The sequence below is a fragment of the Vibrio sp. Vb339 genome, assembly GCF_902751245.1.
Classification (GTDB): domain Bacteria; phylum Pseudomonadota; class Gammaproteobacteria; order Enterobacterales; family Vibrionaceae; genus Vibrio; species Vibrio coralliirubri.
The window spans coordinates 1,520,687-1,547,659 of sequence record NZ_CADDIS010000001.1 but is presented as its reverse complement, the minus strand read 5'-3'; the positions used below and the strand labels follow the sequence as shown (position 1 = coordinate 1,547,659).

Genomic DNA, 26,973 nt, shown 5'->3' with positions numbered 1-26,973 from the left:
AATCAGTCATCAATTGGCAGAGGACGCGCAAAGAAATAGCCTTGAGCGTATTTACAACCGATCTGGCGCAGTGTCTTCACATGACTCTGGGTTTCAAGGCCCTCTGCAATCACTGAAAAGTCGAGTATTTGCGCGAGTTTAAGCACCGCACAAGTAATCTCGTAATCAACCTTTGATGAGTTAATATCTTCAATAAAGCTTCGATCTAACTTTACGCAATCAGCCGAAAGGTTCTTCAATACCGACAGTGAAGAGTAACCCGTACCAAAATCATCGATAGCGATCTTATAACCTTTAGAATGAAGTACCTCAATGGTTCTCGAACAGGTTTCAAAATCACGCATCATGTCTCTTTCGGTAATCTCAAGCAGCAATTGGTGAGGTTGGCAATCCGTTTCATCCAGTATCACTTGTAGCTGCTCGGCGAGGTCGGTCATATAGAACATTCTCGCTGAGAAATTGATTGAGAAAATCACGCCTTGTAGGTCTATTCCCGCACGTTGCCATTCAGTGATCAAGTTTGCCACTTTCTTGAACACCCATTTATCGATATCGATAATGAGGTCACTTTTCTCCGCCACTTCAAGGAAATCAATCGGTGGCAGTAAGCCCAATTTAGGGTGTCGCCAGCGAATAAGTGCTTCGGCGCCAATGATGCCCTGTGAGTCTAAGTCGACTTTGGGTTGGAAGAACACTTCAAGCTCGTCGTTAGCTATCGCTTGATGAAGCCCGATGTTGGTTTCGATTAAGTCGTTCACTTCATGGGTCATTTTATCCGCATAGACTCTGTATTGATCTCTACCATTACGTTTGGCGTGATACATGGCGGTATCCGCGTTGCGAATTAGGGTTTCACGATCCAAACCATGAGTAGGGTATTCACAAACACCAATACTCGCGGAGACGAAGATAGAATTATCATCGATGTAATACGGCTTTCTTAATGCTTGGTTCAAGCGATCAGCGATCGGTTCACCTTCTTCTAAGCCAATGTTGGAATAAACAACCAAGAACTCGTCGCCACCCATTCGAGCAACAAAGCCTTTATCGCCGACTAGGCCACTCAAGATGTCAGAGACATTGACTAATAAGTTGTCCCCGGGTGCATGGCCTAAGGAGTCGTTAATGGTCTTAAATTCATCAATATCGAGATAAAACAGTAAGAAAGAGGCGTTGTTCTCACTGGATTTTTTGATCTCTTCATCCAATTGTTTGGTGGCCAACAGTCGGTTAGCCAAATTCGTCAGTGGATCATGGTGCGCGAGAAAGTCGAAGTTCTTCTTCTCTTCAGTGAGGTCGAGGTAGGCCTCAGACAGCCTTAAAGCCATGTCGTTATAAGCTTTTTCTAAGTGAGACCATTCGTCACTTCTGCCCAAGTTGATCGGGTTTTTGAGGCTACCGGATTCTAAACGGTCGAAGCCATGTCTAAGTGCATTGAGTGGCTTTCGAATGTGATGTCTAACAACGTGGCTAACCAGCAACATCGATAGCACGACGGCTGAAATGCTGATAACAATCGCATTGAGCCTTGATAGACCAATCTCTTTTTCAAGCTGGTCTGTCAGTTCTAAGGCTTGGCTTTGTACGCGTGATTCGGTTTTTTCTACCATTTCCAACAAGTCACTTTGAGCAACTAGCAGTGATGCCATCACCAACCAACGCTGTTCCAGATTCGCTCGAATGCGTTTTAAAGCCGCGTTGTATCGTTTTACCGTTCGATGAATTCTTTTCTTTTCAGCAATCACCGCTGAGGTTTCGATATCAACGTTTTCTAAATGGAGTAAGAATATATCGAGTTCTTTCTCGACCTCGATAAGCAGGACTTTCTCCGTTTCTGGCGTGATACGGCTGTGAATGTCACCGACCATTTTCCCCGAAGTGAGAAACGACTCTCGTAGCATGTTGATGAGATCTAATTCATTGTTATAACGGATGAAATTAGGTTGGTCTAAGTGCCTTAGCTTACTGTCGGCGATCGCAAATTCGAGTTGATCAAGTTGCTCGGCTAATGCTGCGTCGATTTGATTTGTCTGCTTGAGGATTCGATTAAGTGCTAATGAACTGCCCAAGAAACGGTGGAAGTTATCGATAAAGGCGTCGATCTTCTGCGAGAATCCTTCGTTGGTCGAGAGATCTCTCAGCCGTTGCAGTTGGAAGTCAACATTGAACGCTTCTTCAGACAGTGTGGTTTCACTGAACAAAAAGGTCTGCTCCAGCAGCTTAACGCGAGAGGTTAAAGTGAATACGCGTCGGCTGATCTCAGAGTTAACAATCAAATCTGATACGTGTGTTGAGGTTTCCGTTTTGAGCGTCGACTCGACGTAATAGAGTGAGCGGATCACCATGATGACGGCAAGGCTCACAATCAATAGCGAAACCAGGTTCGAAATAATGAGCCGTTGAGTTATGTTTATCTGAGGTAGTTTCATTGTGGCTTCCAAATTTTCAGATATGCTTCACGGTAGCCATTTTTAGGGTCGTAGATTCCTTTGTCTGACTGGCTGATGAGTTCTTCAACATTATCGGGCGTGACGAGATGTACAGGGGCAGAGTAGCCACTTGGAGGCATCTGGTTGAATGCTCGGTTGAGCTCGTCGACAATTTGCCAGCCTTGTAGGTATAAGGGTTCAGGTACAGTCGCCAGTTGGAATTGACCGCTATTGATTCTTTTGTACGCGGCTTTGCTGCCGTCACCCGCTGAAATGTTTTGTGGTATTAACCGATACTCTTCGAGATTAGATTCCAAAGAAGGGATCGCGTAATCAATGTAGAGGTCGTTGATGGCTAAGATGTGAGTGATTTTCTCGTCATATTTTTCATCAAGGCTCTTCAATGTTGCAGGCATCTGCTCGGCAATTTTATCGAGCGGTAAGTAGTTCAACTCAAGTACATCACAGGTACCGCAACGCTTGATGGTGTTGACCATCGCGTTGGCTTTGATCATCGCAATTTCATAGTTCGGGTCGGTAAACACCACGGTTTTTGCTCGCCCGTTTGAGTTAACAATCGCGAGTAGCGCGGCCACTTCCGCCACATCGAGAGGGTCGGTGGTGATGTTGGTATATAAGCCGATTTCAGGGTTGCCACCGACAAGTTCAGTCGCGTGCCAGCCAATAACAACGATTCCGAGGTCTTCCGCTTGTTTCAAAATGGTTTTGTGTCGAACAGCGTCAATGCCACCAAGAACAATGGCATCGGGTTCAAAGCCAATCGCTTTTCGGATAGCCGCACCTTGGCGCACTTCTGAGCCTAAGCCATCAATGAACCTCAGATGCCAATTGATGTTTGAAATGGCCTCAGAGATGCCTTTACCCACCCCGTAAACGCCACCATTACGTAAATCAGACGCGACAAAAATAACGTTTTTTTCATGACGCACCGCAGGGCCTTGCATTGGGCCATCCCAAGTTCTCTGGTTGGAAACCGCTCGCATCACTTTTTCTTCAGCATATTGGAAGAAATCGTCTTCATGATTACCCGCAAAACTCTGAGAGTAGCAAGTAGTAGCGAGCAACAAACTCGCAAAATTTAATCTCTTATTCATATGGCTTATAAAACGCTTTAACTTATAATCGCCCTATATTTATAATATTGTTAATAAACATTCAAACATTTGGTAACAGTTATGCCGGGTCAACTTTATAAAAATATTTTACCAACCCTACTGACAGCGTGTTTTTGCCTCCCTTTGTACGTCAATGCTGACGGGGTAAGGTCGGAGGCTGATGTAAAGAAACTTGAAAAATTTCAAGAGACTGTAAGTGGCGAGCCAATTTCATTAGCTCCGATGTCGGTAGAAAAACCGGTAAGAATTGCACTGATTTATCCAAGTGCAGATATTTCTGACTTTTGGACAAGAAATTACACCGCATTGAAGGAAAGGCTCATCGCTTTGGAGCTGCCTTTTGAGATCAGTGAGTTTACCTCAAGGCAAATTGAGCACTCATTACAGACCCAATACACCGAGCAAGTCCTGAATTCTGAGACGCCTTATGACTTCGTCATTTTTGGTCCTTCTGAATTGGGTATCCAAGCCAGTAATATCCAAAAACTGTCCGCTTCCAAAGATTTCAATACCTTTATTTGGGCGTTTCACACACCTAATGAGCAATGGAAACATCAACCAGACAGCTGGTTTGATTTCTCAAGCGCGATGGGGGCAGAGGTGCTTTGTGACCATGTGGTGAAAGAGCTGGGAAATGAAGTCGAGTTTTCAGCAAATCGAGGGATCCCGGGAATAACAGATACTCAACGTTCACAAGGCTTCATCGATTGTGTAGAGAAAAAAGGTGATTGGTTAACGGTATATGAGCACTTTGGGCAATACCAGAAGATAGGTGGCGCCGATGGGATTCGTTTGGTGCTCGGTAACTTCCCTGAAGTGACCATGGTTCACAATGCCAATACTGCGATGACCATGGGAGCGGTGGATGCTTTAAACAAGGCTGACATGTTGTCTGAAATCTATGTAACGGGTTGGGGCGGTACTGCAAAAGAGATAGAAAAGATTCGTTCAGATGAATTAGACGCGACGCCTATGCGAATGAGCGATGACCTTGGTGTGGCAACGGCCGAAGCGATTAAGTTCCACTTGGAAGAGCGAGAGGCAGAAGTCCCGTTGGTTTACTTAGGTCGTATCACCGTTGTGCACAATAAGATGAATGACGACCAATTAAATCAGCTAACCAGAGAAGCGTTTCGTTACTCGGGTAAGAATTAGGTTCGATCCATCTAGCCTTTATCAATCGAAAAGAGCCACTTATCTGTTTCGACCTAGTGAGTCAGAAACAGATAAACGGCTCTTTTATTGAGTGGGTGCTGGATTCGAAATCTAGCTCACGAAACCTTAGAGATTGAGTCTACTCAGTGATCTCTTGTAGCACTTCTCCGATTGACCCGCTTGGTTGGGTGATTCCCAGTTTGTTCGAAAGCGTTGGCGCAATATCATATGGTGTCACTGCTCGCGATACCTTCTTAGCTTCAACATCGTAACCTGCAAAGATCACAGGCACATGTGTGTCGTACTTCCACGGAGAACCATGTGTAGAGGCAATTTGAAGGCCTTCCATGTCGTTAATGTAGCTGCGCGGTGCAAATACTACGTATACATCGCCAGAGCGAGCAGGGTGGTAGTTGTTTTTAATTAGCTGCATCACATGCGTGTCCGGTACTCGGTTAGCCGCAATGTCACTGCTTGATACAGCAAACGCAACACCTTTCACTTTTGCAATTTCATCCGCAATAGCTTCTTGGACCTTAGCCAGATCAAGCTTCTTCTCAGCGATCAGATCATGATTCAGATAGATGTAAGGTTGTGCGTACAAGCGAATCGCGTCTTTGGTTAAACCAAATTCATCCTTCAATCGTTTCTCAACACCACTCGAGAGTAGTGTGTCTTTATTGAAGTATTGAGCTTGATTGAAACCAAGCGCATTTGCCGCAGGTGAAGATTCAGGTACACCGTGGTCGGCAGACAGCACAATCAATGTGTTTTCTAGCCCGACTTGGTTATCCACGGTTTTGAAAAGCTTAGCGAGAGTCTTATCTAGTCGGATAAGGTTGTCTTCTGTTTCTAGGCTTTCAGGGCCGTAAAGGTGCACCACGTAGTCGTTTGAAGAGAAACTCACTGACAGATAATCAGTCACGTCGCCTTGACCAAGCTTCTCTTGCATCAACAAGGTGCTAGCGAAGTTTTCCGTGATCTCGTCACCAGCAGGGCTCACGGTTAGGGTGGTGCTGTAGTACTTGTAACTTGCCGGGCCGTATGGGTGAGGGAAGGTGCGTTGGAAATCACCGAGTTTCACTTTGTGTTCGGTATCGTGTTCTTGCAACGTGTATTTCTCACGCGGTAATGAGAGCTCCCATTTTTGTTTGGAATACTGAGCAGCAATCGCTTTCTCGTTCCAGCGTGATACCCAATCTGGATACTCGTCGTAATAATAGTTACTGGTGACAAACTCAGATTGTGCTTTGGAGAACCAGAAGGCTTTACCACTATGTCCTGCCAATGAGATTGCGCCGCGGTCTTTCACTGAAACACCGAACACTTTTGATTTTCCACTATTGGAAATCGTCAGTTCGTCACCAAACGTGGTGGAGAGTATTGGCTCTGGAGAGCGGCCATCGCCTTGTGCTGTCTTCTGCGTTGGGTCGATCTCTGTTGCTTTATCGACACCTGCACCAGAGGTCAGCATTTGGTAGTTACCGTCTTCTACGTTATACACCAAACGTTCTTCGCTACGGTCATACCAAACATTACCTACCATGCCGTGTACGCTCGGTGGAGCACCTGTTGCAAGCGACACATGGCCCACGATCGTTTCCGTGTTGCCATGTTGGTAGTTTGCGTTGGTGTAGTAGGTACCATCATCCATTAAGTACCGGAAACCGCCTTCACCGAAGTTGTGCTTATATCGTTCGATCAGATCTGCGCGCAGGCCATCTACCGTGATTTGAAGGACTAGATTTGGCTTTTCCTCAGCTGAAGCTGGGAGAGCGCAGAGTAACGCGAGGGTTAGTCCTGAAAGCTTGGTGTATTGCATAGAGTTTCCTTATTCACTGTTGCCGCTGAGTTCTAATGTTTGGTCAGGTTTCCAACGTTTGGCCAGACTTGTAACGTGTGTGCAGTGCGAATCGTATTTTTAGTATTGTTGGTGACGATTAGTGAACCATAACCTTCGGCATCTTTAGTTAGTTCGCTTCGTTAGCTAGTTCACAGCTTTAGTTCGTATCCTTAACTAAACGCAGGCCCATGTCCGACATCGTGATCGATTGGCTTGCGAAGTCACGACGGTAACTTTCAGATTCATTTTCGTCATAAGCAAAGCTGCCACCGCGAACCGATTTGTGTGATAAACCAACGTCGCTGTGTTTTGCGTTGTTAGGGTTGTCTGTTGGACCAAATCGGTAGAAGGTGTCATCGAAGGCATCGATAACAAACTCGCCCACGTTTCCTGTCATGTCATATAAGCCTAGTTCATTTGGTTTCTTTAGCCCGACAGGATGAGCGCTATTTTTAGAATTTGCTGAGTACCACGCAACATCATCTAAGTTATTGGAACCACTGTAAGTATAGCCTTTACTTTTGTTGCCACCTTTGGCTGCAAATTCCCATTCAGCTTCAGTAGGCAAACGGTATTCTTCGCCTGTAAGTTCGTTCAATTGCTCGACGAAGTAGTTCGCTTGTTGCCAGCTAAGGTTATTGACCGGGACTTGTGGGTTTTGGAAATAACTGAGAGATGAACCCATCACCGATTCGAACAATTCTTGAGTCACCTCAAACTTCGCAATATAGAAACTATCTACAGTTACATTACGTGCAGGACGCTCTGCTTTGGTCGCTTCTGGATCGTTCGACCCCATGGTGAATGTGCCGCCTTCAACCAACACCATCTCTTGGTCAATTTGTTGGGCGATGGGGTGTGTAGGCACGCTTGCACAGCCACTCAGAAGAATAGTCATGGTGACGCTGCTAATTGTTGCTAACTGTTTGTAATTAAGAAATTTCATCACGTGCCTCAGATGTTCGAAATAGGGTCTAATTCTAACGTTTAAGGTCATTCCTATTGGTTATAAAGGGTATAACATGTCACCTGATCGAATAGGAATTATGATGGGTCCAGAATACTAAAATAGGTAGGTAAATCATGCATATTACTCAAGGTCCCCAATATAACGGTAAAGCGTCTAAGCGCTTGCATGTCATGGCTAAGCCAATTGGCGCAGCGTGCAACATTGACTGTAAATATTGTTACTACCTAAGTAAGCAAGATTTGTTGGAGTACAAGAAAGGCAGTTCTCCAAGAATGGATGATGAGACGTTAGAAACCTACATCCGACAATACATCGAAGGTCAAAACACACCAGAAATCATCTTCTCATGGCAGGGCGGTGAACCGACCATGCTGGGTTTGGCGTATTTTGAACGCGTGGTTGAGTTACAGAAAAAGTACCAACCTAAAGGCGTATTGATTTCAAACGATTTGCAAACCAATGGTACTTTGCTGAATGATGATTGGGCTGAGTTTCTTGCGAAGAATAACTTCCTGATCGGTTTGAGTATTGATGGCCCTGAAATGCTGCACAATGCCTATCGTGTCAACAGAGCTGGCCGTGGCACATTCAAACAAGTGATGGCGGCTGTGGAACTACTCCACAAACACCAAGTGAAGTTCGCAACGCTAACTTGTGTGAATAACCTCACCAGTCAAAATGCACTTGAGGTCTATCGCTTCCTACGTGATGTGGTCAAGTCACCGCAAATGCAGTTTATTCCTATCGTTGAACAGAAAACGTTCCGAACGGTTGCACCACAAACATCCCAAGTGAGCGAGCAGCTCAAACAAGGCGACAAACGCCTGATCCCCGGCCATAAAGATTCGATCATGGAATCGTGGTGTGTGTCGGATTTGGCTTGGGGTAATTTCCTTATTTCTGTATTTGATGAGTGGGCTAAGAATGACATCGGTAAGGTGTTTGTTCAGTATTTTGAAGCGAGCGTAGAAACATGGATTGGGCGTCCGAACCCATTGTGTACCTTGAACGAGATATGCGGAAAGGGTTTGGCAATGGAGCCAAATGGCGACGTGTTTTCATGCGACCACTATGTTTACCCTGAATACAAGATTGGCAATATTCATCACGAGAAGCTTGATGACTTAGCGTACAGCGCACCACAGCAAAAGTTTGGTTTTGCTAAATCACGCACACTGACGAGTCAATGTCAGCAGTGTGATTACAAGTTCGCTTGTCATGGTGAGTGTCCTAAGAACCGCTTTATCAAAACTCGTGCAGGCGAACCGGGCTTGAACTACTTATGTGCAGGTTGGCATAAGTTCTTTTCTCATGTCGATAAGTCGATGGCTTACATCGCTCGTGCAATGGGGCATCCAGTAGCTCACGGCAAATTCAGCGACTCAGTATTGATGGCGCATCGAGCAAAACAGGCGCAACAAGCCACGTTTGAGACCAAGTTTTAACTTGTTCTTTGGATCAACAGGTCCAAGATAAATTTAATCAGATACGAGTCTAAGGACAGGCTAAGTTCTCCGGTTTAAGGTAATACTATGATGAAGAAGAGTTTAGCGACGGCTGTTGCTTTATTGGTTTCAACGTCCGCATTGATTTCAACGTCTGCGATGGCTGCGAATAGCGTTCAACAAACGGTTGACGCGCCAGCACAAAATATCAATCAAGTGCTTGAAATGACGGACACTCAAATCCGCATTCAACAGTTGTCTTACATGGCACAAGATCAGAATCAATCTGTTGAAAATAGAACTGGAGCACTGCAAGAGCTTGCTTCATACCCAAGCCAAAATGCGCTGGTGGCGGTGGCAAGAGGCTTAAAAGATCAAAACCCTGAAGTGCGTGAAGCGGCGGTTATCGGTTCTGAACCTTACCAACTTGAACATCGTTGGGCATTAGTTTCACCTCTGCTAAAAGACAGCGATACCATGGTTCGCCATACGGCAACGTCAAACCTAGTCCGTGACTTCAATGCATTAGATGATGAACAGAAAGCACAAATTGAACCACCAGTCACAGAGTTGATTAGCTTCTTGGAAACGCAAGAAGCTGAAAAGTACCAATTACTGTTTGCTGATGTGCTTCGTTGGCACAACGATTGGGATAAGGCGGAAACGGTTTATCTAGAGCTGATCAATACGCATCCAAAAGAAGCGCAAGTTTGGTTGAGCTACGCAGATAATTTTCGAGCTCAGAACAAAGATAAGCAAGCAGTCGAAGTATTAGATCGTGGTTTGGAGAGCGTGCCAAACAACGCCGCTCTGCATTATTCGAAATCGTTGACTCTGGTTCGCCTTGAAGACAAAACTGCGGCAGCCAAAGAGATTGAAGTGGCTGCGAAGCTAGCGAAAGATAACAGCTACTACTGGTACCTAAATGGGGTATTACAAGAAGAGTTGGATATCGACAAGTCGACTAAATCGTTCGAGAAAGCATATTTGATCTCTGGTTCTCCAGAGCAGTTATACGCGGTCTGCGATATCTACGTACGCTACGGTAATGAAAAGACCGATGATTGCTTGGGTGAGCTAGGTAAAGTGGCTCCTGATTATGTTATTGAGCAGTTGAAAGAGAAACGAGTAGCGCCAAGCTCATAATATCCAAATGAGTAAATAGCGAAGCCGATAATGAAAAGCCAGTCGACACGTTCGACTGGCTTTTTCGTGTCCATGAACTGCTTAGACAAGGTTCAAGCAACTAAAGACAAAATAAGGGCAAGCCTGTTACTTGCCCATTTCGTTTTATTATTCACCCATAGAGCTTGATGCACGGCGTCTGTCGGTCGCGCCATAGATCTTGCCATCTTTGACTTCAATGGCATTCAAGCCACTGACGACTGGAATGACATGCACCAGATAACCGAGTTGCATGAACTCTGGTACTAACATTTCGGCGTAGGTTTTCTTCTCGACGAGTAAACCTGTTGGGTCATAAGGCTTGGTGCGATCAATCTTGGTGCCATATTGAATGTTTGGAAGGTCAATGGCTTCTTGCGCAGACAGATCCCAATCGAGAACACCTACCACGGCTTTCAACACGTAACCCGGAATTTGCGAACTGCCTGGAGAGCCGACAACTAAACGCAGGTCGTCTTTTTTATCCATAACCATTAATGGTGTGATTGCAGAGCGTGGTCGCTTACCCGCTTCGATGGCATTTTGAGTCGGTTTACCGTTTATGGTGGGTTTAGTGGAGAAGTTCGCCATTTGTGCGTTAAGAATTACACCATCGACCATTACTCCAGAGCCCATGCCCGTGCCGACGGTGCTGGTCATAGCAATGGCATTACCGTCTTTGTCGATAATGGATATGTGCCCAGTATCTTGACTCTCAAAACCTTGATGCTGAGCGTAATCAGTATCGGATAGCTTGCCTGCTTTCGGGTTTGTTTTCGCAATGCCACTCTCAGGAATGAGCTTACGTCGCTCGTCGATGTAAGCTTTGTCGAGTAGGGCAGCAACGGGCGCTTCGATGTAATCTGGGTCACCGGCATAAGCGATGCGATCGGCCTTAGCGATTCTCATGGCTTCGGTCATCAAGCGCCAAGGTTCAACATCGGTTTTAGACATGTCTGCTAAGTCATAGGCCTCTAACATTTCGAGGCTTTGAGCAACCATCACGCCACCAGAGGCTGGATAACCGAACGAGACAATCTTGTTGCCTCGGTAGTCGCTTTCGATAACCTCACGTTGTTTCACTTGGTACTGTTCAAAATCTTCAAGAGAGAGCTTAGCGTGGTCGGCGTCGATTCGGCTGTTAACCGTTTCAACGATGTGCTTACCAAACTCGCCACCATAAAGGTACTTATCGCCTTGTTGGGCAATGTTGCTAAGAGTGTCAGCAAGCTTAGGGTTTTTCATCAATGTGCCGGTTGGTTTGATTTGGTCGCCATTCCAATACAGGGCTTCGATTTCTGGATCTTCAATCAATCGTTCTTGTTCACGAACCACGATGTCGTAGGTGTAGCTGTTCATCGCATAGCCCTTGCTTGCCAGTTCAATTGCGGGTTGAACGAGCTCAGACCATGGCAGTTTTCCGTATTGTTGATGAGTGCTATAGAGCAAACGAAGTGTGCCGGGAACCGCTACAGAACGAGCCCCTAAAATCTCGTTTCGACTTAGCGCTTCTCCGTTTTCCATGAACATGTCTGGAGTGGCAGTTGAAGGGGCTTCATCTCGTCCATCAAGTGCGAGGAATTGATCTTTGTCTTTTTGGTAAAACAGCGCAAAAGTACCACCGCCGATACCTGTCATATCCGGTTCAACCACAGACATTGTCATCTGCATCGCCACCATTGCATCGACTGCATTACCGCCTTTTTTGAGTATTGAATACCCAGTGCTGCTTACGTATGGATTTGTTGCACTTACCATAAACTCTTCGCCAGTTTCGTCTGGCTTAATTGGAAAAGGATTTGGCTCAGCCGCGAAACCGACCGCTGAAACCAAACTTAAAGATAAAGTAGCTATTCGCATGCGTTCTCCGTTTAAGGTAACTGTTTATTCGCTCTTAGGTTGACCAAATTAAGGTAGTGAAGTTCGTGAGTTTACAGCCTTCTTACACAATGCTGACGGCTCTGACATTAGTGACTAAATCACCTAAATGTTTCTGTATTAAAGGATAGTTAAGATCAATGTTATGGCTTGTTAAGCATGACAATTCAAAGACATAAAAAAGCCCAGACTGTTTGATTAGCTTGGGCTTTTATTTCTATTGACGATGATTTTTACGCATGATTAGAAAACGAAACTCAGCATGATGGTGTAAAGGACGGCATCTTTGTCATCAAAGCCAGTGAGCGCGTTAAAATCTTCGACAAACGCACCGTTTGACTTGCGAGCTTCGAAGTATTGCACTTCACCATTGATAGAGACGTTTGGTAACACATCGTAATCCACACCAATTAGGTAGCTGTTTCCTGTTAGGTGTTCGTGAGAATCAAACTCTGCTCCGTAAACGATGTATGGAGTGAATAAATCTAGTCTATAGCCCAAACTCGCGTACATCGAGGACGAGAAGTCACTGATCTGTCCTTCACTTGCAAGCACCGCTTGACCTAATTCATACTCAGCACCTAACGACCAAAGTTGAATGTGTTGGTTGTCTTGTTTGCTACTGAATGGAGCTGTTATCGAAGTTCCAGGGATTGTAATCGTGCCAGAAACGGTTTGATCAAAATTGGAGTCGAGGAATGACAAGTTCCAACGATAGTTTTCACCGCTCAATTGAAGATTGGCACCGAACATTCGGTTGGTTTCAAATTCCAGCTCTGTACTCGAATTAAAGTCGACTTTGTTTTTGTCTTTTACACCGAAGAAAGGTGAGAGCAATAGCGTTGCTTCATCACTGACATCATGAGTCAAACTCACTTTAATACCATTGAACGCAGTAATGCCTAAGACGGAATTGTATACCTCTGTCGGTGGCCTTGCTGTCATATAGGCTTGGCCCACATAGTAGTACTCAGAAGCAAGGAATAATGGTAGTCGTAATCGACCAACGCTGACATCAAAGTCATTAAATTCATAACCTAAGTAAGCCCACTCTAGCTGCGGCTCACTCCAATCATATTGGGGTGGCTTTACAACTTGCACGGAAGCTTTGAATGAATTGTAGAAGTAATCGAGTTGAACACCAAATGTGGTATCACAGTCGTAACAGCTCTCATCAGTAAAACCGCGGTTGATGATTAATGGATTATCGTTATCCGATGTTGCCCAAGACGTTGAGCCAAAGCCACTGAGGGATAAATTATCGGTAAGTTCGATATTCGCAAAAGCCGGAGAGGCCATTGAGGCACATAACACTGACGTAATTATTCTTTTCATATTATTTCTCCGAACTTATAACGTAGAGAACGTTGGCATTTTGAGGAACCGAAGAGAGTGGGGAGTAACCAATACGGTTTGGTTTGTCATCAAGCCAGTCCACTAAGCTGTCGGTTGATGCCGTTTTGATTTCTCTTGGATAACGCGCTTTTCCTGAAAAAGATAACCCAGCCCAATGAGCATTCATTTGAGCGGCATTTTTTCCAAGTAAAAGCTGATAAAATTGTTCTCTCTCGGCGCTGTTCTCAGGCCAGTCTGATAGTTCTACACGTTTGCCATTGAGGCGCTTGGTTTTTCCTCGGTATAGCTTTCTCGCTTTGTTTATCGATATCTCTTCAAACCCAGAGTCTAAAGAGAATATGGCGTAATCTTCTGCGGCATGAGCGGGGCTGAGAAGGAGTAAGCTTCCTAACAACCCTATCACTGCGGGTAGCAGCGCTCTGCACGAGAGTGTTTTAATTGTTTTGATCCAATCCATTGGTTTCTCCTAACAAGTCGCACTTTCTATTTGGTGGAACAGTTTTTCTTTTCTTACAGGCTTCGCTACGTACCCATCCATTCCGGAATCAAAGCACTTTTGAATATCATCATCGATAACACTGGCGGTTAACGCGATAATAGGAGTTTTGCTTAAGCCTTGGTTTTTCTCGTGTTCTCGAATCTCCTTAGTTGCGGTGAAACCGTCCATAACAGGCATCATGCAATCCATCAAAATAATGTCGAAGCTACTGTCGTTCTGGTACATATCAACGGCAATTTGTCCGTTGTCTGCTATTTCAAAGGCGTAGCCGGCTTTTTTAAGCATCACTGAAGCGACTTTCTGGTTCACGCGATTATCTTCAACCAAGAGAATCTTCTCAGATTTGCTTGGTACCGTGTTCAACTCAGGTTGCTCTGGCAATGTTTGTTTGGCTGTTTGTACGCTATGAATAGGTGTGACCGTTGAGTTTGAAGGTGTTACAGATGCGTTTTGCGTCGTCGGCAGTGGCATCGCCTCTACTGCTGCGAGAACCTTCTCTTTCAACATCTCGAATTTGAATGGTTTAGGCACGTAATCGTCCATGCCTACGTCGAAACATTTTTGAATATCATCATCAATCACACTGGCTGTAAGAGCGATGATAGGAATACGACGAGCGGAATTGGCCTCTTTTTCAACGCGGCGAATATTAGCTGTTGCTTCAAAGCCATCCATCACTGGCATCATGCAGTCCATAAGAATTGCGGCGTAATGCGGGTTGGCGGTAAACATGTCGACCGCTTCTTGTCCGTTATTAGCGAACTCGAATTCGAAACCGCTTTTTCCAACGTGAAGACCCGCGATTTTCTGATTGATCTTGTTGTCCTCGACGATAAGAATCTTGTGCTGAATTGCCTGACCTTGTTGATTGGCTTCTGACAGCTCAACTAGACCTTGTGAGTCACAAAGTTCAATGGCTTTTATTAAGCGCAAGCCGAGTAGGGGTTGTGATACTTGAGCGGTAATACAGTGCCCAATATCTGCGGGGTCACTTAGGAATGAACGAATCAAACAAATCGTTGCGCCATTCTTGTGGAGTTTGTCTAGGTTGTCTGAATAGTCACTCGCTTGGAATGAATCGTCTTCAGCAAAAATAACGGTGGTTGGTTTGTCGTGTTTTTTCGCAGAAATTTGCTCGTTAATGGTATCCGCGCTGTTGGTTTGCTGAGTAACTTTCAAGCCATAGAGATTCAGGTCGCTTTCTATACGTTCAGAAAGCATGTTCTCGTTACCTAGAATATAGATATTTGCGGAGGCAGTGCTTGGTTTCGGTAACATCAAATCAACGGCCAATGCTAGGTCGAAGTAGAAACAACTGCCTTCACCTTTAACTGAATCAAGTTGTATCTGGCCACCCATTAATTCAACCAACTGAGTACTAATAGCAAGGCCAAGACCGGTACCACCGAATTGTCTGGTTGTTGAATCATCCTCTTGAGCGAAGGGTTCAAATATTTGTTTTTGTTGCTTTGAATCGATACCAATACCTGTGTCGCGAACGGCAAATCGAATGGTGACATTATCGTCCGATTGCTCGAGTGTTTTGATCGACAGTGTTACACCACCTTCAGCCGTGAACTTAACCGCGTTCGACATAAAGTTCATCAAGATCTGTCTTAAACGGTGATCGTCTATCATCACGCGTGCCGGTGTCTCAGGGCTGATATCGACGTTAACCGATATTTTTTGCTCTTTGGCTTTAGGTGCAACAATAGATGCTATGTCGTAAATCGATTCTCGAATTGATGCTGAATGAGGGCTGATCAACAGCATGCCAGATTCGATCTTAGAGAAGTCCAAAATGTCGTTGATAAGGCTTAATAGCAATTGAGAAGAGGTCTCAATGGTATCGACATAATCGCGTTGTGTTGGTGTCAGCGGTGTATCAGACAAGATCTCAGAAATACCAATAACCCCATTCAATGGAGTACGAATCTCGTGTGACATGTTTGCCAAGAAGCTACTTTTGGCCTTACTGGCTTGTATCGCGTGATCTTTTGCTTCTTCAGCGTCTTCTTTAGCTCGCTCGGCGTCTTCTTTTGCTACTGTCAGTCTATCTTTCGCGAGTTCTCGTTCGATGGTCAATCGTTCAACTTGTTGAGCAAACAGACTGAGTTCATCTTTACCTTGGATTAATTTATCTAAAGAAGGGCGCGTGTCATCATTTTCGCTTTTTAAGAAGGCTAACACCAAATTCAGGTTGTTAGTGACTTGTCTCGCTAAGCTAAGGGTTAAACCCATAACAATCGCTGCCAACAAAGCGACGATTGAAATAAACAGGGTTCGCTGTATTTGCGCGTCATAGATGGCTTGCTCAACTTCTTGTTGAAACTCTTGCTTGATTACGCTGCCAAGGCTTTGTAATAGGTTGAGCCGTGCGCTCATCGCTTCCAAGCCGACAGACACTTCTTGTGGCGTCAGTTGGCTGATTGCATTTAGGTCGAGTAGCGCGCTTCTTATCTCTTGGCTTTGAGCAAACACATCATTTCGAAACACTTCAACCATCAAAGACACTTGATGTTCGTTGGCGTTCAATGAAACAAAGCGCTCTAAGAACAATTGTTGTCTTTCACTCAAGGTTTCGATCTGTTCTGCGAGTTCTGGGTCGTACTCTTGGCTGCTTTGGAATATCTCAATTAGTGAACTACCAAGCTTGAACTCTTCATTCGACCAAAACATCAACCACTCAAGTTGTTGAAGGGCAGTGAGGTGCTGTTGAATTTCACGTTTAGTGTTTTCAAAAGGGACCTTCTCTACTTCAAGTAACAGTTGCTTGTATAAATCGCTCTGCCATTCGAGGGCATCCAATTTATCGTAAGTGTCAGTCGCTTGCATCGTCGATAAGGTCGCTTCGCTGAAATCGGCAACAAGTTGATTCATTTCATCAGATGCGTCTAAAAAAATGATGGGAGACAGGTTTTTGAGTTCTGCCTTTACTTGATTGCTTTGAGTCGCAAACTCTTCAGGGCTAGACGCCAAGGTACTTCTATACAAGACAGAAATATCTTGAAGATACACAGATAACTGATTGGTTCGTTCAAAATCGGTTAACTGAGTCGTTAATATATAAGCCTGTCTACCTGCTAGGAAGAGTAATAATGAAATGGGAAGTAGAACTAAGCCAAAGAGTTTATGTTTGACTGAAAGGTTATTCCAGACCGTAATCGCCATATAAGGATCCATCCAACTGTCGTTATATAAAAACAGTAGAATAAAAATGCAGATATGGAAACTTTGAAACAGTAAATTTTAAGTAAGTGTGGGAGGGGTATAAGTTCTTGTGATTCCAGAGCTTATTTTGAAATGCATTCTTTTATTAGTAATTTATAGCGTTTGGTAGTTTGTTTAACTTTATGCTTATTGATGAATAGCTTAAAAAGCGCACTAATGAGGACGATTGTTATCGAGGCTTAATTCGAAAAGAAGTTGCTCTAAAACCGTTTTTGCAGAGGGTTCTAATGTCCAAATACCGAGCATTCTGTTTAGTGCTGCGCGATACACTCTGTTCTTGAGTAGGAAGGCAAGTGTGCTCGTATCGTTGTTAAAAACGTGTGTTTGTATGATTGTGAGCTCTGGTTTATTTGCGATCTCAATTTTCTGTAGGTTGAAAGCAGGCAGGAATGAACACTCGTACCAAATCTCAATGATCTCTCGAAGTTCGATTTCTTCTTCAGGCACGTCACAGCCCTGAAATATGTGATTCTCAGGAATTGCGGATAAGTAAGCTACATCAAGCTTGTCTGCAACGAATGTGTACATTTTCTTCCTTGTTACCTGTGGTATTGGGGCGAATCATCTCTCTCACTTATTAATTTGTCAATTACATCCATTTCCCTAAATCGCGAATTGTGATTAAGCGTTGAGGTTTTAGCTTAAGCTGTTTAAGTATTTGTCTGTTAAGCCAAAATATTTCAAATTCCCATCCGGCTCTAACACTAAACTCATGTTTGATGTTGCGATCAAACCAGGGTCATTAGTCGAAAAAATCACGGTTTTATTCAACAATTTATCGGAGAACAGGCGATTAAAGTATTGAGCGTTTTCTTGCTCTGCACCGTTGAACGGTTCATCAATGATAATCAGAGATTGCTCACAGTTACCTAGGCCAAGTGCCAAACGCAATTTTTGTTGAATTCCATTCGGGAGACTTTTGCATTTATCCACGCTTAACTGAGTAGCCAAGCCTTCAGGAAGCCATTCATCTAATTCGAAGAAGCTGATCATCTCTTGCATCTTTTCGGTAGGTATCAAGCCATTGTGTAGAATGAAGTTGGTCTCAAGTGAGCCTTCAAAAATATGCAAATTAAAAGGGATGTAGTTAATCGAGGTGCGATAACGGTAGCTATTGAACTGTTTAATGTTGTAACCATCGACAGATACAGCGCCTTGATAGCGGTCTTCTAACCCAGCAATGATTGAAATTAAGGTGGTTTTGCCGCAGCCCGTAGGGCCACAAATGACCACTTTGGCACTGGGTGGCACTTTGAAACCAAGGTTGGTTAAGCCGGTCGCCGCTCCTGCATATCGGTGACTGACACCGCTGCCCACAATGCTGCCTTGGAACAGGCGAATAGGTGGGCTTTTTTCTAAGGTCAATTTGTCGTCATTCATCGACATCAGGTTGTTTATCTGTGCTGATGAAGCCTTGATCGATTGGAACTTGGAAATTGAGTTATAGATACCCATGATTGGGCCTAACGCTTTCCAAACCAAAATTACGGTCGCGAGCATGGCACCCGCATCAGAAGTGCCTTCCATCACGCCGATTACCGCGGTCACGATACTTGCTGTACCAATCACTTGAATCAAACTGCCGCCAGCGGCCTGAATCTTACTGTTAGTCACGGCAACGTTCTCTGCATCGCTGGTGCTTTGCATATGCGATGCACTGAATCGAGATTGAACGACACGAAGTAAAGGCAGGCCTTGGATAGTCTTGATACCACGAAGGATTTCGTTCCATTGATACGAGACCATCGCATTGGCGCGCGAACTTTTGGATGTGGCTTGCGAGTAGATATAGCGTGAGTAAATACAGAACACTAACATCAGGATTAAACCACCCATCACCACTAATGCCGCTGTACCAGACATCAGAGCAATGGCGATGATAAATACTATCACAAACGGCATATCAAAATAGCTGAGCGTCGATTCGGCAGTCACTAAGCGTCGGAACGTATCGATATCTTTCAAACGAGCTAACTGGGAAGAGACCCCAGCTGTAGATGTCATCGCATAAGGTAGCCACAGCAGCTTAGATATAACGGCTTGCGAGATGTGCACGGCGAGATCTTTACCGGACGTGGCAATGATATTTACCCGCATCTTTTTAAAGAAATATTCCGAGAAGCCAACAATAATGGCGAATAAGGTTAACCAATAGAGTGTGGCTTCGGAGCTCGAAGTCAGTGCGAAGTTATATACACTCATAATAAAGAATGGCTGCAATGCACCGAGAATACTGATGACGAAGCTGAGAATGATCAGGCTTTTAAGTTCATTGTTGTAACGATAGAAAGCATATTTAATCCAATTGCTTCTGTCTTGCGATTCCGGAGGTGGTTCGCGGAACAGACGAGAATATTCGCTAATAGAAATCAGCAAGCATGGCTTTTGACACATTGGATATTCAATAGTGTTGTTGTTCGTGTAATCAAACAGCAGCAATTTTCCATCTTTAGTACCTAAGAAGATCGCACTTAGATTCTCTATTTCAATAAAGCATGGGTGAGGGTGCTTATCGATATTCTCGAGTGTCTTTAGCTTAGTCACATCACAGCGATACCCAAGACGCTCGATGGTTGCCGTAAAACTGTCGCTGTCTTTTGGTTTAGGAATAAAAGCGTCACTGAGGATGGCCGGTGTACCTTCCCATTCCAATGCTATCAAGGTGTAAGCTAAGCCGCGAATCAGCGGCGACTGACCGTAACGTTCATCATAACCACTTGCTTCAAAGTCCAAAACTCGCTGCGGAACATTGTTGAAGTCAACTAGGATACTCATTGATCACCTCCGGTAAGTTTTACGCGTTTGAGGCGATGGTTAAGTTTGTCCATTTTATTGCTGGCGATGATTAGGATTTTGTCATTGGCACGATAAGCTGTGCTGGTGAGAACCATTCGCGCGAACTCCTCATCAAACACACAGTCGATGTCATCAAATATCAATACACGTTTACTGGCGAGCAGAGCGCGAACCAATAATAAGGCATAGCCAACTTGGCGTGAAAATGGGTTACGCATATGGCCTTTGAGTTCTGTATAAAAACCGGCAGGAAGCCCATCAATTTGAGCTTTGATGTTCATGGTTTCACAAAGTGCAAACGCCGTGTTATTCAAGCTTGGGCGGAAACAGGTGAGGTTATCGATAATCGTCCCTTCTACGAACGAACTGGTCTTATCAACCATCAGAACACTGTTACGCCAAACGTTGTAATTGACGTCATCCAAAGGCGTGTCGTTAATCATGATATCGAGTTTGGTATCACTGTTCTGACGCGTAATACAGTTAGCGAGGTGGGTCTTACCTGAACCACTTTTCCCTGTCAGCAAATAGGCTTGGCCTAGTTCGAACTCGATGCGCTGCTTTTCAGAATACTTAACCGAAATACGTTCTACTTCTGTTGTTTCATGTTGGTGCTCGACAGAGGCTGCTAATTCAAGGAGATCAGCGATACGTTGGATATGGAGTTTGTTTAACTCCCAGCGGCTAGCGGTGCGCATTACTTGCTGGTAAGGCGCAAAATAACGGTTGGTTAGCATGATGATGGCGGCCATGATGCCTTGGCTCGATTCCATATTGATTACTGCAGTCGCCAATACCACAACGACACAAGCAATGGAGAGCTGTTGGATGAGCGCCAATATTAGGCTGAAGTTCGATTCAATCTGCTCATATTTGATGTTCTCCACTTCGCGCTCTTCAACCATTTGTGTCATCAGGCTTTCAACTCGGTACTCCATGTTTCGAGCTTTGATATCAAGTGGGCTAGAGATGATCTCAATGATTTTGGAGGTGGTTAACCCTTCGATGTCTGACTTATTCTGTAAGCTACCAATCTTTTGTTTGGAAAGGCTCCACGCAAAAATAGCCAAGATGACAGAGGCAATCAGAAGGGTAATGCCAGCCCATATGTTGATGAGGCCGATGATGAGGATCGTTATCACACTGACGGCAAGGTTGATAAGCGCTCGAACCGATTCTCCACCAAAGAAGGTCTTAAGTTCAGGAATGGTTGAGATTCGTTCTAGGTATTCGCCCGGTTCTAAACGGCGGAATTTAGAGATCTCAGCCAAACAGATGGATTGAAATACCTTATTGGTTAAGTTGGTCTCAAACTGCCTCATGATGACAGAGGAAATCTTCTCTTCCTGATTTTTTAAGTGATAGTCGAGGAAGATAGAAATCAAGATAATCGCGAACAATAAGAACAGAGTATCTTGGGCTTGGTTGGGTAACACTCGGTCAAAAATGATCAGAATAGAGAAGGGCAGTACCAAGCCAAACAGGGTCGATATTATCGTTGAGAAAGTCAGATAACACTTATCTGCCATGTTGATCTTTTGCGAAAACTGCTCAGTTTGCATTGCGACCTCCTTTCCTCAATGACTCCGTTGAGAGAAGGTGTTTAGGCACCAAATCTTGATTGTCTCGTCCCTCAATATCGCTCATCAATTGCATGATGCTCTCTATCGATTGAATTGAGAGTATGCCTTTAGTTTGCTCAAGCTTGATGGTCTCGATGATGTAGTCGTATCGTGCGCTTTCATAGTCTCTCAAAGCGCTGAACAATTTACTTTCCGCCGCCAGCAAGTCGGTGATGGTACGCGTGCCTAATTGGTAGGCTCTTTGGATCCCTTTATAAGAGGCGTAGTTGGCGCGAATGATGTTTTCGTAACTGCTTATAGACTGCGAGAAATCGTTAATGTTGAGAACTGAGGTATTCACGCTGTTACGTGTGGTGTAAAGCGAATCTTGGTAAAGCAGCTCAGTACGTTCGATGGCCGTCGATGATTTTTGATAACCATAGTAATCAGAACCACCAGACAAGATAGGCACGGCGAGGTTTAAGCCAACACTGGTTGAGTTACTTTCACCTGTCGCTGTAATGTCGGTTTTATCGTAGTTATTGGCGTTATCGTGTCGATAGCTGGCTGAAAGCGACACGGTCGGTAAGAAATTCGAACCGCTCTCTTTCAAGCTTCTGCGGCTTCTTTCTACGTTTTTCTTTGCTACCAACAAGTCGTTATTCAGCTTTAATGCCTGATCCATAATTGCGCGTTGTTCGGTTTCGTTGATCTCTTTTAAAGGCACGCTTTCGTATATGTCTTGCGACGGAGTAATAGGGTATTGAATTTGAATAGAGAGCCCGTTGAGAATGACACGTCGATCTTTCTGCAAGGTTCTTAATCGGTTCGACACACCTTCTTTCTGAGCAATCACTTCGTACAGCTCACTGGCTGCGGTGTTACCCAGCTCTACATTGCGTCGCATTTGGTGTTCACGCGTTTCGGACGATTTAAGTTCAACCTTAGTCGCTTTAATTTGGGCGTTATTTTTCAAATACTCAAAGTATTGAGAACCGATTTCCGAAATGGTGCTTTGAACTTTGTTCTCGTGTTTAATCTCTTCAATATTGAAGTCGAGTTTTGCCGTCCCATATTTAAAAATGTCACCAAGATTGAATATGGATTGGGATAAAGAAAGACTGTAGCTATTTGAGTTATAGCTAGAGGTTTCATCGGGCACGCTCGATAGCAAGGTTTCATTCTCGTTCCATGTGGTATCGGCAGCACCATTGAATGAAGGCAGAAATTTAGAGCGACTAATACCAATGTTGTACTCGTTTTCTTCCACGCCCTTATCACTCGCGCGAAGAGACAGGCTGTTTTGCAGGCCGAGTTCTACCGCCTCAAGCAGGGTAGTCGCCGATGCTGAAGGTGTCGTGCTGAATGCGAGTGCAGCTATGATGCTGCTAATTAAGTTTCTGTACCGCCACATACTTGTTGATCACCTTGATGATTTGGTCGCTTTTATAAGGTTTGCTGATCACGTAATCCATTCCGGCCTCAATACAAGCCTGGTGTTCGTTACTGCTGGTCAATGCGGTTGCACCTATGATGGTACAAGGGTTCTTCTCGTTTTCTTGTTCGAATTGGCGAATGCGTTTTGTGGCTTCAATGCCGCCCATACCCGGCATGATGCAATCCATAAAGATGATGTCAGAACGTTTATTCATGAAGTGCTTCACGGCATCGGCACCATCGCCAACGGTGTCTGGTTCATACTCTTGCTTGGTAAGAATTCGTTTCAGTAAGATCTGCTGAACTCGGTCATCCTCAACGATAAGGAATGAGCTGTTCTCCATCTGTTCTTCCGATGCTTCCGCTTCCATAATGGTGAGTAGGTTTGGAATGAACTCGTAAGGGATAGCAGGGGCGTTGATGATCTTGTCGACGAAGCTATGACACTCTTGTGCTTGCTGAGTGTTGGTCACTGACAACAGTAACTTGGTATTTGGGTGGTTCTTAAGTTGGGATTTGACCGTTTTACTCAACGACGGCAGCTTATTGGGTTCAAAGGTATCGGTCAGCATAATCGCATCGTATTCGCCGAACGTTTTCGCCGCTGAGAAAAGCTCATTTGCAGTGCGAATCTCGGTGATGTCTAGCCCCAAATTGCTGAGCATCTTCTTCATCACATCGATACGGATTTGAGTATTGGCACACAAGAGTAAACGCTTGCCATCAAAGCGCGTTTTCTCTGTGTGGAAGTTCTTAGCCTTAAGATCCAGTTCAATCTGGAAACGTTCCTGAGCCCCTGACTGGAACCAGTGACTCTCGTAATATCCGTAATCCTTCAGAACGCTTTTCGCTAAGTCATCTGTGCTGGCTGTATGGTCTTTGTGGGCGCTCCAGTGGAGTTTGTTGAGCTTGGCAACAGAGACATCCAGCGTTGATAAGAAGTTGAGGTTGATAGTGACACGGGTATTTTCCATGTCTGACGCCGCACCCGATTCAATCGTTACAAACAGTTTCTTATTTGATTTGAGTTGAATGGCATTGGAAAGCTGCAGGAACAATATCCAGAACAAGCTGGTGGATTGACCTTCTACGCGATTGGGTAAGTTGTCAGAGATAAAGCAGTCAAGTTCGCCTTCATTTCGTTGAATTTTGGCGCTGATATGAATCATCAATTCCGACAGTACGTTAAGTAATGAAAATTCTTTCGATTTACTTTCCGTACCCTGTGAAATCAAGCGATTATAGTTTTCTGCTAACTCAGATAAAGTGCTACATGCAGAGGTAATATCCTTCGCCATCAATACGCCGTTTTCATCGGTTTCTTGAACCAGATATTGGACGCCACCGTTGATGGTATTGGTGATTCCGCGAATCTCATAACCTATTAATGCATACAACTGTTTGTAGAGATCGTTATTGCGCTTTTGGTCTTCCAATTTACCGAAGATTAGCTTCAAGTGAGAGTAAATCTGGCGTTGCTTAGGGTTGATGCTCACTTCGTTAAGAAGCTCTTCAAGCCGTTGTAAATCGAGTTGCTTCAGTTCTTGATACAGGGCATCGAATTCATAGTCGATTTCGCGTTCGTTAGAGCTGGATTTCTTGAGTTTCAACATAGCAACTGAGTTGGATAAAATCGTAATCACAGCCAATATCACGACTACCATAAACAACCAGATGAAGAACTCGTTCTTCTCTGACATTAAGTCATTCGCATAGTTGTTAAACATGGTGCGATAGTTGTCGTCCATCTGCAGATAGTTATTGGTCAATGAAAGGTACAAGCCTAATACGTCGTTACGTGTTTTTGGGCTATCGGAGAAACGATTAATCGCTAATTCCAGTTGTGTGTATTCAGTTGCCCCAACCAAGCTGAACTCGGTTTTGTTCAAAGAGGCTAAAGAGCGAAATTCATCAATCTCACGCTTCAAGTTAACTAGGTTGAATTCGTTAGTACCGCAAGTGTTGGTACTTAAACACTGTTGCAGAGTTTGAATATCTTGTTCTATGGTCTGATTAAGCTTCTGAGCTTGTATGAGCAGTGGGGCGCTTTGCACTTGTGCGACTGAGTCTACTTTTGACCAAGAAAAGTATAAATAGAAAGCGAGCGCAGCTAATACCACGCTAAATAGTATGCTTAGACGTAGAGCGGGTACGGAAATATTGTACGAAGGTTTACCGCTCATTGATTATCTCTCATCGAAAGCATCCTCGATGGCTGACATCACAGGTTTCGCAGCGTATTCGATCACGCGACGCGAGCCTGTTTTCACATCGGCGGTAAATTCCATGTAAGGTGATAACTTGTATTGAGTGCCTCCTCGCTCAAGAAAGTTTCGGTCAATTTCAATCTCTGCTAAATAGAACTCAGCGTCTTCTTCTTCGTATGATGAACGGCTGATTGAGGCGATGGTTCCCTCAACAAATCCGTATTTTGCAAAGTTATAGGTATCCATTTTCACTTTCACTGCTTGACCAATTTCGACAAATCCCATGTCTTTACGTGGGATCTTCGCTTCACCGTGAAGGGAGTTATTGATCGGTGCAATATCGGCGATACTTTCTCCTGGCGGAATCACAGCAGAACGGAAATTGAAATGCAGTTTATCGACCACACCATCGACTGGCGAGTAGACCACTAGGCGATCAACCTTGTCGGAATGCTGTGGTTGTAAGATTCGCTTCAGCTTAAGATCTTTATTCGCTTGAATGATTTGTGCTTGGTACTCAGAGTTTCGATTCTCAACCAAGTCACGATGTTGCTTTTCAAGCTTGTCGAGTTGGAAGCGCTCATTCATCACAGATTCGTCAAGGTTCTCAATCTCACGCACCATATTCGACTCTTGTACTTTCATGTTAAGAACGTCGACATAAGACGCCATCTCTTCTTTATAGAGGGTGTTTTTGATGTTGAGCTGCTTACGTATCAGAGAGAGTTGATTCTCTGAACTTTTTCGGCGCTTTAACATTGAGCTGATTAACGAGTTTTTGTGCTTAATATCGTGAGTGATGAGCTCTTCATTTGAACGGTTTTTAGAGAACTCTTGCCTCCAGGTATTCATGTTGACCTGAACCTGCTCAGGGTATTCCTCAATAAAGGCATCGAAGTTAGGTTCTTCCATGTCGCGTAAGCTTTCATAACGAATCTTATCGAGCTCTATCTGAATAATTTCAGTATTGACGGTATCAAGTTGAGTGTTACGGTCGAGTGAGCGTATTCGAGCGATAGGTTGGCCCTCATAAACGACTTCCCCTTTTCTGACTAACAATTCTTCTAATATCCCGCCTTCTAAATGTTGAACCTTCTCAACATCCGATTCCAATAGCAGTTCGCCACGTACAGAAACAACAATGTCGATACGTGCTTGTGACGCCACCGCAATAGCGACCAAAGCGAGCAAGAATATAATGAGCAACGTTTTGTGAACGCTGGTCATGGCACTAGCAAGCACAATAGTGTCATCAGCTGTGACCTTAGAAGCCTCGTTATTGGAAACAAGTGCTTTTCTGAGGTGATGTTCTATTTGGTTATTGCTCATGACTGACCTCGGTTACTTGCCATCTATTACTTCCTTAATATCCAACAAGTGGTTGATTTGTCGATTGACGTTGTGCAATTCAGTTTTTACATCCTCTATTAGATCTTCCGGCGCAGGGAACTCGTGTCTACTCAAGTGTTCCAATTTGGCCATTTTGGGCGGAAGGTCTTGGTCGCAAAGCAACGTTAAGATGGTCTTCAACTTTTTTGAGTAACTATTGAGTTCATCAAAACGATTACTCTTATGAAGCTCTTCTATATTTAGGGCTGCGTCAGAAAAGTCATTGTAAAAGTCGCCTAATAGCAATTGCAGCCCTTTGTGGTTGTTGTCGACCGAGCGCAACAAATTCGTCATGTCTATCATCGCTCCACTGCCTTAATTGCTTTAATCACAATAACTAAGGATCTTTAAAGGCAGTTTTCAAATTTTTTTTGATTCTTTCTCTTTAAAAAGAAATTATGAAAAATGTTGTATAAAAAATTGGTTTTTCAAAATGATGTCCTTTAATGCTTCTAAATACGATCAGTTAGCTAGTA

18 protein-coding genes are annotated in these 26,973 nt (G+C 44.2%); 3 read left to right on the top strand and 15 right to left on the bottom strand.

Translation table 11 applies throughout. The features are described 5' to 3' along the window. Positions 1 to 2: 2 nt before the first annotated feature. Both HRQ85_RS06740 and HRQ85_RS06735 read right to left on the bottom strand, forming a co-directional pair. Positions 3 to 2,429 carry an EAL domain-containing protein gene (locus HRQ85_RS06740; protein WP_172379100.1) on the bottom strand — a complete coding sequence of 809 codons (2,427 nt, stop codon included), beginning with the start codon at positions 2,427 to 2,429 and terminating at the stop codon, positions 3 to 5. Further along, on the bottom strand, positions 2,426 to 3,544 hold the full coding sequence (locus HRQ85_RS06735; protein ID WP_172379099.1) for a substrate-binding domain-containing protein: 1,119 nt from the start codon (positions 3,542 to 3,544) through the stop codon (positions 2,426 to 2,428). The genes HRQ85_RS06740 and HRQ85_RS06735 overlap by 4 nt, the downstream gene beginning before the upstream one ends. Positions 3,545 to 3,625: 81 nt before the next feature. Here HRQ85_RS06735 and HRQ85_RS06730 point away from each other — a divergent pair, with 81 nt between their 5' ends. Next, positions 3,626 to 4,720, top strand: coding sequence for a substrate-binding domain-containing protein (locus tag HRQ85_RS06730; protein ID WP_172379098.1), 1,095 nt, complete (start codon positions 3,626 to 3,628; stop codon positions 4,718 to 4,720). Positions 4,721 to 4,859: 139 nt separating this feature from the next. On the opposite strand, the gene HRQ85_RS06725 is transcribed toward HRQ85_RS06730, so the two are convergent. Both HRQ85_RS06725 and HRQ85_RS06720 read right to left on the bottom strand, forming a co-directional pair. Next, on the bottom strand, positions 4,860 to 6,542 hold the full coding sequence (locus tag HRQ85_RS06725) for an alkaline phosphatase family protein (protein ID WP_172379097.1): 1,683 nt from the start codon (positions 6,540 to 6,542) through the stop codon (positions 4,860 to 4,862). Between the two features lie 178 nt (positions 6,543 to 6,720). Further along, complete coding sequence (locus HRQ85_RS06720) at positions 6,721 to 7,509, bottom strand: formylglycine-generating enzyme family protein (RefSeq protein WP_048608517.1); 789 nt, start codon at positions 7,507 to 7,509, stop codon at positions 6,721 to 6,723. Positions 7,510 to 7,646: 137 nt separating this feature from the next. On the opposite strand from HRQ85_RS06720, the gene HRQ85_RS06715 reads away from it, so the two are divergent. Beyond that, positions 7,647 to 8,978, top strand: a complete 1,332-nt coding sequence (locus tag HRQ85_RS06715) for an anaerobic sulfatase maturase (protein ID WP_172379096.1) — start codon at positions 7,647 to 7,649, stop codon at positions 8,976 to 8,978. Positions 8,979 to 9,065: 87 nt separating this feature from the next. Further along, positions 9,066 to 10,124: a HEAT repeat domain-containing protein gene (locus tag HRQ85_RS06710; RefSeq protein ID WP_172379095.1), complete on the top strand. Its 1,059-nt coding sequence runs from the start codon at positions 9,066 to 9,068 to the stop codon at positions 10,122 to 10,124. A gap of 147 nt (positions 10,125 to 10,271) precedes the next feature. Here the strand turns inward: HRQ85_RS06710 and ggt are convergent, their stop codons facing one another. The 11 genes from ggt to HRQ85_RS06655 all read right to left on the bottom strand — a co-directional run bounded on the left by ggt (position 10,272) and on the right by HRQ85_RS06655 (position 26,800). Beyond that, complete coding sequence (gene ggt, locus HRQ85_RS06705; protein ID WP_172379094.1) at positions 10,272 to 12,002, bottom strand: gamma-glutamyltransferase; 1,731 nt, start codon at positions 12,000 to 12,002, stop codon at positions 10,272 to 10,274. A gap of 261 nt (positions 12,003 to 12,263) precedes the next feature. Then, positions 12,264 to 13,355, bottom strand: coding sequence for a sulfate ABC transporter permease (locus tag HRQ85_RS06700; RefSeq protein ID WP_172379093.1), 1,092 nt, complete (start codon positions 13,353 to 13,355; stop codon positions 12,264 to 12,266). A 1-nt stretch (position 13,356) separates the two neighbouring features. Continuing rightward, the gene (locus HRQ85_RS06695; protein ID WP_017094534.1) at positions 13,357 to 13,833 is read right to left on the bottom strand and encodes a hypothetical protein; all 477 of its coding nucleotides are present in this window, start codon (positions 13,831 to 13,833) and stop codon (positions 13,357 to 13,359) included. A 9-nt stretch (positions 13,834 to 13,842) separates the two neighbouring features. Next, positions 13,843 to 17,046: a response regulator gene (locus HRQ85_RS06690; protein WP_172379092.1), complete on the bottom strand. Its 3,204-nt coding sequence runs from the start codon at positions 17,044 to 17,046 to the stop codon at positions 13,843 to 13,845. A gap of 213 nt (positions 17,047 to 17,259) precedes the next feature. After that, the gene (locus HRQ85_RS06685; RefSeq protein WP_050621561.1) at positions 17,260 to 17,634 is read right to left on the bottom strand and encodes a hypothetical protein; all 375 of its coding nucleotides are present in this window, start codon (positions 17,632 to 17,634) and stop codon (positions 17,260 to 17,262) included. Positions 17,635 to 17,742: 108 nt separating this feature from the next. Beyond that, positions 17,743 to 19,881 carry an ATP-binding cassette domain-containing protein gene (locus HRQ85_RS06680; protein WP_172379091.1) on the bottom strand — a complete coding sequence of 713 codons (2,139 nt, stop codon included), beginning with the start codon at positions 19,879 to 19,881 and terminating at the stop codon, positions 17,743 to 17,745. Further along, positions 19,878 to 21,464 (bottom strand): ABC transporter transmembrane domain-containing protein, encoded by a 1,587-nt coding sequence (locus tag HRQ85_RS06675; protein ID WP_172379090.1) that lies wholly within the window; start codon positions 21,462 to 21,464, stop codon positions 19,878 to 19,880. Before HRQ85_RS06675 ends, HRQ85_RS06680 begins: the two co-directional genes overlap by 4 nt. After that, entirely contained in the window at positions 21,454 to 22,878 is a 1,425-nt protein-coding gene (locus tag HRQ85_RS06670; protein WP_172379089.1) for a TolC family protein, read from the bottom strand. The genes HRQ85_RS06675 and HRQ85_RS06670 overlap by 11 nt, the downstream gene beginning before the upstream one ends. Next, positions 22,853 to 25,084 carry an ATP-binding response regulator gene (locus HRQ85_RS06665; protein ID WP_172379088.1) on the bottom strand — a complete coding sequence of 744 codons (2,232 nt, stop codon included), beginning with the start codon at positions 25,082 to 25,084 and terminating at the stop codon, positions 22,853 to 22,855. The genes HRQ85_RS06670 and HRQ85_RS06665 overlap by 26 nt, the downstream gene beginning before the upstream one ends. Positions 25,085 to 25,087: 3 nt before the next feature. Next, complete coding sequence (locus HRQ85_RS06660; protein WP_048611151.1) at positions 25,088 to 26,437, bottom strand: HlyD family type I secretion periplasmic adaptor subunit; 1,350 nt, start codon at positions 26,435 to 26,437, stop codon at positions 25,088 to 25,090. A gap of 12 nt (positions 26,438 to 26,449) precedes the next feature. Then, a complete protein-coding gene (locus HRQ85_RS06655; protein WP_048613289.1) occupies positions 26,450 to 26,800 on the bottom strand; it encodes a hypothetical protein in 351 nt (116 codons plus the stop codon). Positions 26,801 to 26,973 lie beyond the last annotated feature (173 nt).